16 protein-coding genes, 1 tRNA gene and 1 other annotated feature (1 of these 18 cut by a window edge) are annotated in these 15,946 nt (G+C 39.7%); all 17 genes read left to right on the top strand.

What is annotated here, in order from left to right; genetic code table 11:
- Positions 1-10: 10 nt before the first annotated feature.
- Entirely contained in the window at positions 11-1,270 is a 1,260-nt protein-coding gene (locus I6758_RS12890) for a zinc-binding dehydrogenase (RefSeq protein WP_231038666.1), read from the top strand.
- Between the two features lie 48 nt (positions 1,271-1,318).
- Positions 1,319-2,179: a MurR/RpiR family transcriptional regulator gene (locus I6758_RS12885; RefSeq protein WP_196605653.1), complete on the top strand. Its 861-nt coding sequence runs from the start codon at positions 1,319-1,321 to the stop codon at positions 2,177-2,179.
- A gap of 15 nt (positions 2,180-2,194) precedes the next feature.
- Positions 2,195-3,019, top strand: coding sequence for an SDR family oxidoreductase (locus tag I6758_RS12880; protein WP_196605652.1), 825 nt, complete (start codon positions 2,195-2,197; stop codon positions 3,017-3,019).
- 259 nt (positions 3,020-3,278) lie between these two features.
- Positions 3,279-3,731 (top strand): YaaR family protein, encoded by a 453-nt coding sequence (locus tag I6758_RS12875; protein WP_196605961.1) that lies wholly within the window; start codon positions 3,279-3,281, stop codon positions 3,729-3,731.
- On the top strand, positions 3,715-4,728 hold the full coding sequence (holB, locus tag I6758_RS12870) for a DNA polymerase III subunit delta' (protein ID WP_196605651.1): 1,014 nt from the start codon (positions 3,715-3,717) through the stop codon (positions 4,726-4,728). Before I6758_RS12875 ends, holB begins: the two co-directional genes overlap by 17 nt.
- Before the next feature lie 12 nt (positions 4,729-4,740).
- Positions 4,741-5,574 (top strand): PSP1 domain-containing protein, encoded by an 834-nt coding sequence (locus I6758_RS12865; protein ID WP_196605650.1) that lies wholly within the window; start codon positions 4,741-4,743, stop codon positions 5,572-5,574.
- Positions 5,571-6,347: a tRNA1(Val) (adenine(37)-N6)-methyltransferase gene (locus I6758_RS12860; protein WP_196605649.1), complete on the top strand. Its 777-nt coding sequence runs from the start codon at positions 5,571-5,573 to the stop codon at positions 6,345-6,347. Before I6758_RS12865 ends, I6758_RS12860 begins: the two co-directional genes overlap by 4 nt.
- Positions 6,348-6,398: 51 nt before the next feature.
- The gene (rsmI, locus tag I6758_RS12855; protein WP_196605648.1) at positions 6,399-7,250 is read left to right on the top strand and encodes a 16S rRNA (cytidine(1402)-2'-O)-methyltransferase; all 852 of its coding nucleotides are present in this window, start codon (positions 6,399-6,401) and stop codon (positions 7,248-7,250) included.
- A gap of 97 nt (positions 7,251-7,347) precedes the next feature.
- Positions 7,348-9,276 carry a methionine--tRNA ligase gene (metG, locus tag I6758_RS12850; protein WP_196605647.1) on the top strand — a complete coding sequence of 643 codons (1,929 nt, stop codon included), beginning with the start codon at positions 7,348-7,350 and terminating at the stop codon, positions 9,274-9,276.
- On the top strand, positions 9,276-10,043 hold the full coding sequence (locus I6758_RS12845) for a TatD family hydrolase (protein WP_196605960.1): 768 nt from the start codon (positions 9,276-9,278) through the stop codon (positions 10,041-10,043). Before metG ends, I6758_RS12845 begins: the two co-directional genes overlap by 1 nt.
- A gap of 164 nt (positions 10,044-10,207) precedes the next feature.
- Complete coding sequence (locus I6758_RS12840) at positions 10,208-11,200, top strand: 3D domain-containing protein (protein ID WP_196605646.1); 993 nt, start codon at positions 10,208-10,210, stop codon at positions 11,198-11,200.
- A gap of 110 nt (positions 11,201-11,310) precedes the next feature.
- Complete coding sequence (gene rnmV, locus I6758_RS12835; protein WP_196605645.1) at positions 11,311-11,871, top strand: ribonuclease M5; 561 nt, start codon at positions 11,311-11,313, stop codon at positions 11,869-11,871.
- Complete coding sequence (gene rsmA / locus I6758_RS12830) at positions 11,871-12,719, top strand: 16S rRNA (adenine(1518)-N(6)/adenine(1519)-N(6))-dimethyltransferase RsmA (RefSeq protein WP_196605644.1); 849 nt, start codon at positions 11,871-11,873, stop codon at positions 12,717-12,719. Before rnmV ends, rsmA begins: the two co-directional genes overlap by 1 nt.
- 22 nt (positions 12,720-12,741) lie before the next feature.
- On the top strand, positions 12,742-13,503 hold the full coding sequence (locus I6758_RS12825; RefSeq protein WP_196605643.1) for an exodeoxyribonuclease III: 762 nt from the start codon (positions 12,742-12,744) through the stop codon (positions 13,501-13,503).
- A 53-nt stretch (positions 13,504-13,556) separates the two neighbouring features.
- Positions 13,557-13,643, top strand: a tRNA-Leu gene (locus I6758_RS12820).
- Between the two features lie 164 nt (positions 13,644-13,807).
- Positions 13,808-14,053, top strand: a binding site (T-box leader).
- 14 nt (positions 14,054-14,067) lie between these two features.
- Positions 14,068-14,952 carry a prephenate dehydratase gene (pheA, locus tag I6758_RS12815; RefSeq protein ID WP_231038664.1) on the top strand — a complete coding sequence of 295 codons (885 nt, stop codon included), beginning with the start codon at positions 14,068-14,070 and terminating at the stop codon, positions 14,950-14,952.
- Positions 14,953-14,957: 5 nt separating this feature from the next.
- On the top strand, positions 14,958-15,946 hold the 5' portion of the coding sequence (aroF, locus tag I6758_RS12810) for a 3-deoxy-7-phosphoheptulonate synthase (protein ID WP_196605642.1). 43 nt of this gene lie beyond the right edge of the window; only the first 989 of its 1,032 coding nucleotides appear in the window; it begins with the start codon at positions 14,958-14,960; its stop codon lies off the right edge, out of view.

Below are 15,946 nucleotides of genomic sequence, written 5' to 3'. Positions count from 1 at the left end.
GGTTATAATAATGAAAACAAAAGCAGTCAGGTTATATAACAAAAATGATTTGCGATTAGAAGAATTTGATTTACCAGAAATAAAAGATAATGAAATATTGGCGGAAGTCATTACTGACAGTTTATGCATGTCAACTTTAAAAGCGGTTAAGCAAGGCATCCAGCATAATAAAGTACCGGATGATATAAGTAAAAATCCTATTATTGTCGGCCATGAATTTTGTGGAAATATTTTAGCTGTAGGCAAGAAATGGATTGCTGCTTTTCATCCGGGAGATAAATTTGTAATACAGCCTAACATTGGTGCAGAAAATTGTTATGCACCTGGTTATTCATATCCGTTAATAGGTGGTGATGCTACAAAAATTATTATTCAGAATCAAGTAATGGAAAATGGCAGTCTTCTTCATTATAATGGCAAAACATATTTTGAAGGATCTTTAGTAGAACCTTTATCTTGTGTTATAGGGGCATTTAATGCTAACTATCATTTAGAGAGGATGTACAGTCATAAACATGTTATGGGTATAAAGGAAAATGGCAGTATGGCCATCTTGGGAGCGACCGGTCCCATGGGATATCTGGCAATTGATCTGGCACTGCATGGCCCCAAAAAACCAAAACTGTTGGTTGTCACCGGAAGAACACAGGAAAAACTAAATCTGGTTGAAAAATTATATCCGAAAGATGAGGCCAAAAAGCAGGGCGTGGAACTATATTACATTAATACAAGAGATTCAATAAATTTTAAAGATACCATGAAAAAAATAATGGGAGAATTTATTGAATTCAATGATGTATTTGTATTTGCACCTGATGAAAAATTAGTTCAACAGGCAGAAACACTGCTTTCTTATGACGGTTGTTTGAATTTTTTTGCCGGGCCTACTGATCATGAATTCAGTCCCAACATCAACTTTTATAATGTGCATTATAAGGCTACGCATATTGTTGGAACCAGCGGCGGCAATACAAATGATATGAAAGAAGCCGTATCTCTGATCGAATCGCAAAATATCAATGCAGCTAAAATAGTATCCCATATTTTAGGATTAAATGATGCAGCAAAAGCAACAATAAATCTTTCAGATCTAGGCGGTGGTAAAAAAATAGTATATACCAATAAAAAGTTTCCTTTAACACAATTATCAGATTTTCATATTGCACATAACAATTTTGAAAAAACTTTATCGCAGATCATCAAAAAGAATAATGGTTTTTGGAGTTTTGAAGCCGAACGATATTTTATCGAACACGCACCTGAGATATAATATAAGAACAGTTAAAAGTTAAATATTACAAAGGGAAGTGTTCATAGTATGTCGGAGAAAAAAGACTTTAATGTAATAGACAAAATAACCTCTTGTTACAGTGATTTTTTTGATGCAGAAAAGAGAGTAGCTGATTATATAATGGCCCATTCAGACACTGTTATAAATATGACTGTCGCAGAATTGGCAGAAGTAAGTGCATCAAGCAAAGCAACAGTTGTAAGAGTATGCAAAAAATGCGGCTGTGAGGGTTTTTACCATCTAAAAATAAAAATGGCCAAGGAAATGGTCAATCATGATGATGTTAAAGTATCAAACAATATTGATATTAATAATTTAGAACAATCACTGCAAAATATTTTGGCTAATAAATATGAAGAACTAAAGCAGACAATATTAAATATTAAAGTCAAGGATCTGGATAATATTATCAATTGTATTAAAAATGCCAATATGATTTTGTTTGCAGCACAGGGAAATACTATTCCTATTGCCTTAGATGGTGCCTATAAATTTACCGAACTGGGTATAACTTCTTTTTCCTCGACAATTTGGGAACATCAATTAGTAATCGCACACAGGTTGAAAAAAACAGATGTAGTAATCGCCATATCCGCATCAGGTGAATCTAAAAATCTTCTTAGTATTATTGATGTTGCTGCTAAGCAAAAAGCGACTGTTGTTGCCATAACTAATTCGGCGACATCTTCTCTGGCATCAAAGGCAGATTATCATATTAATACTATTTCACGAGAACGGTTGTTTTTCCCTGAGTTTAGTTTTGCGCTTACACGCCTTGCAGCTATGGCAGTGATTGAGATCTTATTTTTTCTGCTGGCAGGAAGCAAGGCCGACTCACATAATTATATTGACGTACATGAACAATCCATGGCTGATGATAAAATTTAGAAAAAGGGTGATTCGTTGACTTCATGGTTAGAATTAGAAGGCAAGACTGCCATTATAACTGGCGGAGCTTCTGGAATTGGTAAAGCTATAGCTCAAGCTTATTTAGACAATGGTGTTAATACTGTTGTGTGTGATATAAACAAAAATAAACCTGAATTTGATATAAAGAAAAATAGCGGTCAATTTATCTATTTTACTATGGATATTACAAATAAAAAAAGCGTAGAGGAGATGGTTTTTTCAACAAAAAAAATATTTGGCTCCATTGATATTTTAGTCAATAATGCAGGTATTAATATTCCTGGATTATTAATTGATTATCATTCAGGAAAAAATTCTTCCATATACGAAATTACCGAAAATATATTTGATAAGATTGTTAATATAAATTTAAAAGGACTTTTTTTCTGTTCGCAAATAGTCGGACGAGAGTTTGTCAAAAACAGAAAAGGAACAATTATTAATCTTTCATCTGAAAGCGGACTGGAAGGCTCAGAAGGTCAAAGTGTCTATGCTGCAACTAAAAATGCTGTAAATTCTCTTACACGTTCATGGGCAAAGGAGTTGGGGCATATAGGAATTCGGGTAGCTGCTGTTGCTCCGGGTATTTTAGAGGCTACTGGTCTTAGAACATTGGAATACGAAACTGCCCTGGCATATACCCGTGGCATCACAGTTGCACAGTTACGTGATGGATATAACCGAGCATCAACAACTCCCATGGGCAGATGCGGTCGATTAGATGAAGTGGCTGATTTGGTATGTTATTTGAGCAGTGAACGGGCAAGTTATATTCACGGGGTTACTTATAATATTGCTGGAGGAAAGACACGCGGCTGAATCAATCAAGGAATTTGACTAATATTTTATTCGGAAATAAAGGATTTGTTAAAACTTATTGTATTGACTGGCAGATGTTGAAATAAGTAAAATATAACTTATTTCAACATTATTTTTTTATGTCCGGTATGAATTGCCAAATGTTATAAAAACAATTATAATTTATAATAATAAGCATAAAATAGATTAGCGGTGTTGTCTGTTGGACGATACCGATTGAGTTAATGTTAATGTAATGAGAAGCAGGGTGTATAACATGATGAAAATAGAATCACTCAACACCAAGCAACAGCAGCTTTTTCATAGCACCGGGAATAGCCGTGACGTCCAAGTAAAAGGGCAGGTAAATGATTTTTCTGCGGAACTTGACCAGAATCAGCAGGATTTATCAATGGAACAGCTCAAAAAACTTTTGGAACAGGTTTCGGAACAGGGAGCCAAGCTGACGCAGACCCCAACGTTTGAAGAACTCAGCTCTTATCGTGATCTGGTCAAGCAGTTTATAGGTGAAGCTGTGACACATATGTACTCGAGGCAGTCCCAGGCCGGATGGGACAGGATGGGCAGGCAGAAGGTCTATACTACTGTGCGCAAAATTGACAGTAATCTGGAAGCAATGGCAGAGGAAATACGATTGGGGCAGGCCAGTGCGCTCAGTATAGCTTCAAAACATGATGCTATACGCGGGATGCTTGTTGACCTTTATATGTAGATTTATGATAGTTCATTGGCAGGATATAAAAGGGCATAGTCAGATAGCGGACAGTCTCAAAATAATGGTTGCTGAGGACAGACTGCCCCATGCCATGTTATTTTCCGGCATGGCTGGAGTGGGAAAGTTTCTCATGGGGATGGCTTTTGCTTCGGCATTGCTGTGCGAAAAAAAAGATGGTCCATGCAGACATTGTCCCTCCTGCATGGCTTTACAAAATAATGTGCATCCTGATTTTTTTGTTTTGGAGCCTGAAGGCAAAACAGTACAGATGATAAAAATTGAGCAAATCCGCCAATTGCAGAAAGAAATTTCTCTGTCCGCCTATTTGGCGGATAAACGCGTAGTTTTGATCAGAAATGCGGATAGAATGAACGAGAATGCTGCTAACTGTCTTCTAAAAACATTAGAAGAACCTGTGGGCAATATTTTCTTTATATTAATTGCTGATAATGAGAAAAAGATATTACCTACTGTTTTGTCACGCTGTATGAAAATATATTTTTCCCCGTTATCTGATACATTGATCAGTGATATAATGGCTGATCAGAATATAAAACGGGACAAGAGCGAGGCATTGGCAAAGCTGGCCGGGGGAAGTGCGGAACAGGCATTGGCCCTCTATGAAAATGGCGGCATGGAAAATCGTTTGGCAGCATTTGATTTTCTTAAAACAATTTTTTCCTTTACTGATGAAGACATCTGGACACTCGCAGACAAGCTGGCAGCATCAGGCAGAGAAAAGTTTGGAGAATGGCTGTTATATCTTCAATTGTTCTGGCGTGATATGGCAGCTCTTGACGGCGATGCAGAATGTATGAAGCTGTATAATAATGATATGAAGGCAGAGCTTATGCAGGTAAAGGCAGATTGGGGTATAACAGCTGTGTTTGCTGCATGCAAATATGTCCAGGAAATGCAGCGTAGATTATTGACCAATGCAGATGTGAGACTTATTGCGGAAAAATTTATTATAGATTTACGTTATTTGAAATGAGGAGTTTATTTAGTGCAAACAGTAGTTGGCATTCGCTTCAAAAAAGCGGGTAAAATATATTATTTCGCTCCGGGAGGCAATCAGTTGATTGCGGATGATGGTGTGATCGTTGAAACGGCCCGCGGGGTTGAATATGGAACATTAGTAATTCCGGCGCGGGATGTTCCGGAAAGTGAGATAGTTCAGCCGTTGAAAACTATTTTGCGTAAAGCCACAAAGGAAGATCTGGAAAAAGTAAAGGAAAACAGAGAAAAAGAAAAAGAAGCATTCGTTTTATGTGAAGAAAAGATAAAAATACATGAACTGCCTATGAAGCTTATAGGTGTGGAATATACATTTGATGTCAATAAAATTATTTTTTACTTTACGGCTGACGGGCGTGTCGATTTCAGGGAACTGGTTAAAGATCTGGCCGCTATTTTTCATACGCGCATTGAGCTTCGTCAGATCGGCGTACGGGATGAAGCAAAAATCACGGGAGGTATCGGGTATTGTGGCAGACCTCTATGCTGCGCGACTTTTCTCGGCGATTTTGAACCGGTTTCTATACGTATGGCCAAAGATCAAAATTTGTCATTGAACCCCACTAAAATATCAGGAATTTGCGGAAGGCTCATGTGCTGTCTGAAATACGAAAATGATATGTATTGCTGCAAATCAAAATGCTGCAGAAATAATATAATCGCTCCGCCTAAAAGAGGAAGCCGCGTAGTGTCTGTTGACGGAGAAGGAAAAGTAATTTCCGTCAACGAACAAAAACGCGTGGCTACTATTTTGCTTGATAACAAACGCACCATTGTTGCTTCGTGGGATGATGTTATTGAAAAAGATGAAGAAGATACATGAAACTGAATCCTTTTGAGCGAATTGATGATTTATTAACAGACGGATTGAAAATAATCCAAAATAAAAAAGAATTTTGTTTTTCGTTGGATGCTGTGCTGCTGGCTCATTTTGTCCATGTGAGGAGAAATGACAGCGGTCTGGATCTGGGTACAGGTACGGGAGTCATTCCTCTGCTGCTGGCAAAACATGTACGGGAAATGCATGCTATAGAAATCAATGCTGTTACAGCTGATCTTGCCAGACGCAATGCAGAAATGAATGGTTTGGCGAAAAAGATCGTGGTGAGGCAGGCGGATTATCGGCATCTGCATGAATTTTATCCGGCGCAGTCTGCGGATTTTGTGGTGGCAAATCCACCCTATAGGCCTATTGCACATGGTGACGTGAATAAAATAGACGGAGTGGCGATGGCCCGACACGAAATAACCGCATCACTTGAAGATGTTGTTATGGCTGCACGATATGCTTTGAAATTTCATGGCAGATTTGCTATGGTGCATCTGCCGGAACGCCTTGCAGAGATAATGGTCGAAATGGATAAGAATAGTATTATTCCCAAAAAACTGCGTTTTGTTCAGCCTAAGAGAGAGAAGAAGCCTAATATGGTGCTTATTGAAGGTATAGCCGGCGGGGCTAAAGGGGGATTGAAAGTAGATACTCCTTTGGTCGTGCATAATGACGACGGCAGCTATAAAGATGAATTGCTGCGCTATTATTATCCTGATGCTGCAGGCGGCACACACTGGCAGAAATCGGATAATGCATCAAATTAAAAAGCTGAAAACCACTCGATTACCGAGTGGTTTTTATTATAAGGAGAGTATATGGAGGACAATAAAAAGGGAACATTATACTTAGTGGGGACGCCTATCGGCAATCTGGACGATATGACTTTCAGGGCGGTAAAAATATTAAAAAATGTTGATTTGATAGCTGCCGAAGATACGAGGCATACCCGCAAACTGTTAGCTCATTTTGATATACATGTGCCTTTGACTAGCTATCATGAACATAATAAGGCAATAAAAGGACCGGAACTTATAGAAAAACTTCTCGCAGGCAGCGATATGGCTGTGGTCAGTGATGCGGGGCTGCCCGGCATTGCAGATCCGGGGAGTGATTTGGTTGTACTTGCACTAAAAAAAGAAATAATTGTCTCGCCGATTCCGGGAGCAAATGCGGGATTGTCGGCACTTATTTCTTCAGGGATCAGTACTGTCCAATTTTCTTTTATCGGTTTTCTGCCAAAAAAAACTTCCAGGCGCCGAGTGCTTTTGGAAGAGGTGAGGGAACGAAAAGATACGCTGATTTTTTATGAAACTCCGCATCGTTTGATGTCTATTCTGCGGGAAATGGCAGAAGTTTTAGGCAGCAAAAGAAAAATTGCGATCGGACGTGAACTTACAAAAAAGTTTGAGCAGTTTATCCGAGGCACTTTGGAAGAAATAAACGAATATTTTTTGTCTGTTGAACCGCGCGGAGAATTTGTTTTGATCGTGGAGGGAGCAGGTGAATCGGAAAGCCTGCTTATAAATGATATTCCTCCTGCCGAATATGTTGCGGTGCTGATAAATAAAGGCTTGACAAAAAAAGCGGCGATAAAAAAAACGGCCGATGATCTCCATTTGAACCGCAGAGATGTTTATAGTGCTGTGGTAAAAGCCGGAGAAGCATGAAGCTTTGGCAGAGGTGGTATTTTCTTTTAATATAAAGTATAATTTAAATTCAGCTGAATTTTTAATAATATACTAAAACAATATGGAGGTAATTTCTTTGGAAAAAAAATCATTTTACATAACGACACCTATTTATTATCCCAGTGCAAAACTGCATATTGGCCATGCATACTGTACGACTATTGCAGATTCTATTGCCCGTTATAAAAGGCTTAGCGGTTTTGATGTTTTTTTTCTCACAGGGTCAGATGAGCATGGACAGAAAATACAGCAGAAAGCTGAAGAAGCCGGAGTGGAGCCGATAGAATATGTAAATAAAATCGTTGCAGATTTTCAAGATCTCTGGCGGCATTTGAATATATCAAATGATGATTTTATCCGGACAACTGAGGAACGTCATCATAAGGTCGTTCAGGAAATATTTAAACGCATTTATGAAAAGGGAGATATTTATAAAGGAGAATATAAGGGCCTTTATTGTACACCGTGTGAATCCTTTTGGCTGGAGCGCCAGCTGGTGGACGGAAAATGTCCTGATTGCGGACGCCCTGTTAAGGAAGTCAGCGAGGAAGCCTATTTCTTTAAAATATCAAAATACGCAGATCGTTTATTGAAGTATATAGAAGATAATCCAGATTTTATTCAGCCCATATCACGACGTAATGAAATGATCAATTTTATAAAACAAGGATTGGAAGATCTTTGTATTTCACGTACTTCTTTCAGCTGGGGTATCCCTGTGCCGATCGATAATAAGCATGTTATATATGTTTGGTTTGATGCGTTGTCCAACTATCTGACGCCGATCGGTTTCCTGGATGATAAAGAAAAATTCGATAAGTTTTGGCCGGCAGACCTGCATCTTGTCGGGAAAGAAATCGTGCGGTTTCATACAATAATATGGCCGATCATTTTGATGGCTCTTGACCTGCCTCTGCCGAAGAAGGTTTATGGACACGGCTGGCTTATTGTCGACGGAGATAAGATGAGCAAGTCTAAAGGAAATGTGGTTGATCCGGTAGGCTTGATTGAAGAGTTTGGGGCGGATGCCATAAGATATTTTCTGCTGCGGGAAATAAATTTGGGACAGGACGGTAATTTTTCGCGTGATGCTCTCATAGGGCGCATCAACTCGGATTTGGCCAATGATTTGGGCAATCTGCTGCATCGTACACTGAATATGATCGGTAAATTCAACGATGGAGTTATAGCTGCACCGGCACCAATACGCCCGGTGGATGAAAATTTGATCCAAGAAGCAAAATCTACTGTTACCGAGTATAAACAACTTATGGACAACATGCATTTGTCGGATGCTATAAAATTAGTATGGTCGTTCATCAGCCGTTCAAATAAATATGTTGATGAAACAATGCCGTGGGCATTGGCAAAAGATCAGAATAAAAAAGCAGAGCTCAATAGAGTACTGTATGATTTGGCGGAAAGTCTGCGAATTTCTGCTATCCTTATTTTTCCTTTTATGCCTGATACAGCCGAAAAAATATGGGAACAGCTTAACATGCAGAAAAAGGTCGCTGATAGTGCTATTTCTGATACAGATTGGGGTAAATTGCAGGAAGGTATGAAAGTAAATAAACCTGAACAGCTTTTCCCCCGTATAGAGATAAATGAAGAAGAAAAAGAAGCTGACACAAAAAAAGAAAATAAAAAAAATGTAACTGTGCAAAATGAAGATCAAGATGGTGAGGGAATGATCACCATAGACGATTTTTCAAAAGTGGAATTGCGAGTAGCAGAGGTGATTGAAGCAAAGCCGGTGCCCAAAACAGAAAAACTGCTGCAGCTTACAGTTGAACTTGAGGGAGAGAAAAGAACCATTGTTTCAGGTATCGCTAAGTTTTATACACCAGAGGATCTTGTCGGCAGGCATGTTGTTCTGGTGGCAAATCTCAAACCTGTAAAATTGCGCGGGGTGCTTTCACATGGTATGCTTCTGGCTGCATCAAAGGGCAATGAATTAAAGATTGTTGAAGTCGATATGCCGACAGGAAGCAAGGTAAAATGATGCTAGCCGATACACATGCACATCTTGATGATGAGCAATACAACGGCGACAGAGATGACGTTGTCAAACGCGCCGTTGATGAACAAATTGAAATAATAATAAATATGGGCGCTGATATGGCATCATCCCATAAAGCTGTATTTCTGGCGGCTGCGTATGAAATTGTTTATGCGGCAGTCGGCATACATCCCGAAGAAGCTGATACAGTACTGAAGAATGATGATTATATATTAGCGGAACTGGCTGATAAGAATAAAAAAGTATTGGCAATTGGTGAGATCGGTCTCGATTATCACTTCCGCACGGATAATAAAGACAGACAAAAAAATATTTTTGTGAGGCAGCTGGATTTGGCGCGGCAGCTGGGACTGCCGGTCAGTATACACGACAGGGATGCACACGGTGACCTGATGGATATACTGAAAAAGGAAGGCCGTGGTATAAGCGGCGTTATTCATTGTTATTCAGGCAGCGGTGAAATGGCAAAAGAACTTTTGAAAATGGGCTGGTATCTGGGTGTTGACGGCCCGTTGACCTTTAAGAATGCAGCCAAATTGCCAGAAATAATAAAAACTGTACCGCTGGAAAGATTGCTTCTGGAAACTGATTCACCTTATTTGGCGCCTGTTCCTAAAAGAGGAAAGCGGAATGAACCTTCATATGTGAAATATACAGCTCAAAAGGTGGCAGAGCTTAGAAATGAAGAGTTTTCTCATATTGCACAAATAACAACGGCAAATGCAAAAACATTGTTTTTAGAACGATAAAACACCACATTATTGTCTTAGTTGCGCTTATAATGCGCACATTAGCGTTTTATATTAAAAAAAAGAGATAAATGTTCACAAACAATGCTGTATTTTACAAAAAAACCTCCTTGTTTGACATAATTGTAAATATTATGTTATAATCCCAAAAAAGGAGGTAACTAATGACTGTAAAAGAAATTTTTTCACATCATACCAAATTCGCCAGAATAGCAGCATGTCTGACATTGGTTGTAATAATGTCGGTTGTGGCCGGATTTTCTAAGATAAATAAAAATATTCGCATCGTTGCTGACGGACAAACAACTGTGGTCAATACCATGAATGACAATCCTGCCAGTATAATATCTCAGGCGGGCATAAAGCTTGATCCGGCTGATGAATATTCGCTGTCAACGAAGAATATTAATGATGGCACAACAATAACAATTCAACGCGCTGTTCCGGTGATTATAAAAGTTGATGATAATACCCGTAAAATGAAAACGACTGCCATTGATGTACAGGCATTGCTGAAAAATATGGGGTATAATTTATTGGACTTTTATACTTTGCCAAATGAAAATGCGGCAATAACACCCAATATGCTTATCCGACTTGAACCATTGACAAATAAAATAGTTTTCAGGGATGAAGACGAACCCTTCAATACCGTATATCAGGATGATAGTACACTTCCTGTGGGAACTGTGAAAGTCATTCAAAAAGGTGATTCAGGGATTGATCGGTTTATGGTTAAGGAATATTACAACGGTGGAAAAAAGGTAGATGAACAAATTTTACAGAAGTCGGTTATAAAGCAATCTGTTCCTGAAGTAGTAGCCAAGGGGACATATTCTCCTGCAGATGCAGCAAGTAATGGACAGATACCGCCATATGTGGCAATGATACACGTTCAGGCCAGTGCATATCTGCCGACCGACGGCAGCGGCAGCGGTTACACAGCCACGGGGATGCCGGCACGACGTGGTGTGGTAGCGGTGGATCCCAATGTTATACCGCTGGGGACCAGATTATACATTCCGGGATACGGAGAAGCAGTCGCTGCCGATACGGGTGGATTTTCTGGAAACATGATTGATATTTGCATGGAATCATACACGGAAGCTATAAACTGGGGACGACGAAATATAAATGTATATATATTGCCAAATTGAGTAAAGGGCTGTGCCGCTGGCACGGCTTTTCTTTTTATTTTCATTTAATAATTGCTTTTTTTAGGATATTATCGGAAAATATATTATAATCTAATAGACAGGAGAGAATAATGATAAAAGAAGTATTGATAGTCGAAGGTAAGATGGATGTTGTCGCTGTAAATAAAGCTGTAGAAGCGGATTGTATCATTACGGGCGGTTTTGGCCTTAATAGAGGAACTGTCGATAATATTCGCCACGCATATAAAAAACGGGGGATAATTATTTTGACAGATCCTGATTCGGCGGGAGAGCGGATAAGAAAGTGGCTGACCAGAAGATTTCCAAAAGCAAAGCATGCGTTTATACCGGTTGAAGAGGCATCGGCCCATAATGATATCGGTGTGGAACAGGCTTCACCGGAATCCATAAGAAATGCTTTGAAAAAGGTGCGTACGGAAAGCGTTAAGACAGAAGCTCTTTTTACGGCAGCGGATTTGTTGCAGAATGGGTTAAGCGGCGGCAAAAATTCTTCGATGAAAAGAGCGGAAGTCGGAGCGGTGTTGGGCTTGGGATATGCCAACGCAAAAATATTTTTGCAGAGGCTTAATACATATGGTGTAACGAGAAAAGAATTTATGGATACAATTACAGATATCAGTAAAAAAATAGAAAATAATGAGGTGGATTGATGGAACAACCGATAATCGCGAAGCGGGAAGTTACGCAATATATCTTAAAAAGATTTGGGCTGCATATGAATAAAAGATTGGGACAAAATTTTTTAATAGATCCGGCAGTTGTCAGCGGGATCGTCGATGCAGCTGAAATAAATTCTGATGATGTAGTTCTTGAAATAGGGCCTGGAATAGGTACCTTAACACAAGGCCTTCTCGAAGCAGGTGCGGAAGTTTTTGCCGTAGAACTTGATAAAAGGCTTCCTACTATTTTAGAACATACATTGGAAGGCTATGAAAATTTTCATGTTATAAATGCGGATATTTTGAAGACGGATATAAGAACGCTTACCGGCGGAAGATCATTTAAAGTGGCGGCAAATTTGCCGTATTATATAACTACACCCATAATTATGTATCTGCTGGAGGAACAGCTGCCGATAACAAAACTTGTGACTATGGTGCAGAAGGAAGTCGCGGAACGTATGACGGCAGCCCCGGGAAGCAAAATTTACGGAGCACTGTCTGTAGCAGTGCAGTATTATAGCTGTGCGCATATTTGCTTTGATGTAGATCCGCAGTCCTTTATGCCAAAGCCGGAAGTGGAATCTTCTGTTATATTGTGTGATGTTTATCAAGAACGTCCTGTCAGACCGGTGGATGAAAAAATGTTTTTTCGCGTGGTAAAGGCTGCTTTTGGGCAAAGAAGAAAAACACTGAGTAATTCTCTTGGCAATCTCGGTGTGACGAAGGAATTGATACGGGAAATCTTATTGGAATCAGAAATTGATGATAAAAGACGGGGTGAAACTTTGTCTTTGCAGGAATTTGCAGCTATTGCGGATAATTTCAGCAAGAGGTAATAAGGGAAGCGGGTGCTATAAAATGAGATTTGTTTCGTGGAACGTCAATGGACTCAGAGCATGTGTCAATAAGGGATTTATTGAATCATTCAAAAAATTGGATGCTGATTTTTTTTGTCTGCAGGAAACAAAAATGCAGCCAGAACAATTATCTTTGCAGCTTGAAGGCTATGAGCAGTACTGGAACAGTGCCCAGAAAAAAGGATATTCAGGAACCGCTGTATTCAGCAGGGTGAAGCCGTTGAATGTTTATTATGGTATCAATATGGAAAAGCATGATCAGGAAGGAAGAGTAATAACTCTCGAAATGCAGGAGTTTTATCTGGTAACGGTATATACACCAAATTCTAAAAATGAATTGGCCCGGTTGCCTTATCGTATGGAATGGGAGGATGATTTCCGCAGCTATCTGCTGGCCTTGAATAAAAAGAAACCTGTCGTAGTCTGCGGAGATTTGAATGTTGCCCATAATGATATCGATTTGAAAAATCCGGGGACAAATCATAAAAATGCCGGTTTTACAGATGAAGAGCGAGAAAAATTCAGCAAACTTTTAGAAACAGGTTTTATTGACACCTTTAGGTATTTGTATCCTGATAAAAAAGATATTTACAGCTGGTGGTCATATATGCGAAAGTCCCGTGATCGTAATGCCGGATGGCGTATAGATTATTTTCTCATATCTGATTTCTTAAAAAATAATCTGAAAGAAGCATATATATATGACGATATACTGGGGAGCGATCATTGCCCGGTCGGTTTAGAATTGAAAAAAATGTCTTGACAGGACATCATATTAATAATATAATATTACATGTTTCACAAGACAATAGCTGTGCCGTTGTGGCGGAATTGGCAGACGCAGCAGACTCAAAATCTGCCGCCTTTACGGGTGTGTGGGTTCAACTCCCACCAACGGCACCATAGAAATTTTTTACCCTTTCCTTTAAGGAAAGGGTTTTTATTTTGCTTAAGGAAGAATAAACAGCAGTATGCAAACAAATGTTTTTCCTGTAAGAAAAATCAATCCTATACTTGCAATAAATAATTATCTATGCTATGATAATAACACTTTCAGTTGTATATGTGTAAAAATGAAGAACGGGAAAAGTAAGCAGTAATTGTTATTACAGAGAGTCATGGCTGCTGGGATCATGGCATAGGGATTGTTGCTGAAGTTCACCCGGGAGTTGCTCGCTGAAATTTTATGTAGGCGATGCCGGAGCCCAGCCGTTATATGATGGGGGAGTATCGGTCGTCAGCAGGCCCGTACTTGACATGAGATAGCTTTTAGCTAAATTAAGGTGGTAACGTGAGTAGTCCTCGCCCTTTACGGGTGGGGGCTTTTTTGTTTTTAGGAGGTGTTGGCAGAATAATGTCTGTATTGGGGTTTTTAGGACCGAATGGTACACATAGTGAAGAGGCCGCGATATATATGAATACTTTATTGGGCAATAACTGGGTATTGAAGCCTTATCGCAGTATATATGAGGCAATAGCTGCTGCCGATGAAGGAGAAGCAGATTGCTGCTTTGTCCCTGTGGAGAATTCAATAGAAGGTTCTGTGCGGATAACACTTGATACTTTGGCACATGATGTAGATTTGAAGATAAATATGGAACTTGTTTGGGCCGTTCACAATCAATTGCTGGTAAAGGACAGTCGGGAAAAAATAACTAAATTGATTTCTCATCCTCAGGCTTTGGCGCAATGCCGCAAATACATAAAAATGAATTATTCTGCGGCGGAACTGGTGGAAGTTTCCAGTACAGCACATGCGGCGGAGGTTGTGGCAGCGGGAATGAAAAATGCCGCGGCGATAGCGTCAAAAAGATCTGCCGACATATATAATTTGACTGTATTGGATAAGGACATACAGGATAATTGTGATAACGTTACGCGTTTCATTCTTTTGAGCAAAACAACAAGCAACATCAATAAAACCGATCCGGAAAAAACGATGCTCATATGTCAGATGGACGGCTCAAAAGCAGGAAGTTTGTGCGATGTTTTGGCAGAATTTGCCAAATATAACATAAACATGACTCATATAGAATCAAGACCGACTAGAATGCAGCTGGGCAGATATATGTTCTTTTTTGAAGTGGAAGTGCCGCTTGATGGCAGGGAAAGATTGATAAAAGCTATTGCGGCTGTAAAAAAGAAATGTTTTTGGCTTAAAGATATGGGCCTGTTTCCGGTAATAAAAGCAGAAAATAAAAAATGGAGGTAAATTATATGATAGTAATTATGAATCCTGATGCAACTGATACAGAAGTACAAAATGTGGTAAAGGCAATTGAGCATGTGGGCCTTAAAGCTAAGATTATGGAAGGCTCCGCACAAAAAATAGTAGGATTGATAGGGGATAAAAGGAATATAGATTCATCCTCACTGGAAGCATTGCCAGGTGTAGATCATACAGTAGCCATTTCAAAAAGCTATAAGCTGGCCAGCAGAGAATTTCATCCTCAATCCAGTATTGTAAATGTGGATGGTGTAAAAATTGGCGATGGAAATATTGTTATAATGGCCGGACCTTGTGCCGTAGAATCATTGGAGCAGCTGTTGGAATCAGCAAAAATTGTTAAGGCAGGCGGTGCACAATTTCTGCGGGGCGGAGCATATAAACCGCGCACATCACCGTATTCTTTCCAGGGGTTGAAAGATGAGGGCCTGAAGTATTTGGCAGAAGCACGCAGTCAAACAGGATTGAAAGTAGTTACTGAGGTTACTGAAGTAGAAGCGGTAGAAACAGTGTCACGTTATGCGGATATGCTGCAGGTGGGAGCCAGGAACATGCAGAATTTCCGGCTGCTTAAAGAAGTGGGTCAAGCTAAAAAACCTGTATTGCTTAAAAGAGGACTGGCAGCCACACTGGAAGAATGGCTCAATGCGGCCGAGTATATTATGAAAGAGGGAAATAACGACGTTGTTTTGTGTGAACGTGGTATACGCACATATGAAACATATACTCGGAATACTTTGGATATGAGTGCAGTAGCTGCGGTAAAACATTTAAGTCATCTGCCGATAATTGTAGATCCAAGCCACGGAACGGGGAAATGGAGAATGGTCAGACCGATGGCTTTCGCAGCGACAGCCGCCGGAGCTGACGGATTAATGATGGAAGTTCATCCTGATCCCTCCAAAGCCTTGTCTGACGGACAGCAGTCTCTCACACCGGAAAATTATATGGAAGTAAGCAGCGGGGTTCATAAAATTTC

Origin of the sequence: Pectinatus haikarae (genome assembly GCF_015732185.1) — a bacterium.
Lineage (GTDB): Bacteria > Bacillota > Negativicutes > Selenomonadales > Selenomonadaceae > Pectinatus > Pectinatus haikarae.
Note: the sequence above shows the minus strand (reverse complement) of the source record. Positions and strands in the feature narration are given on the sequence as shown.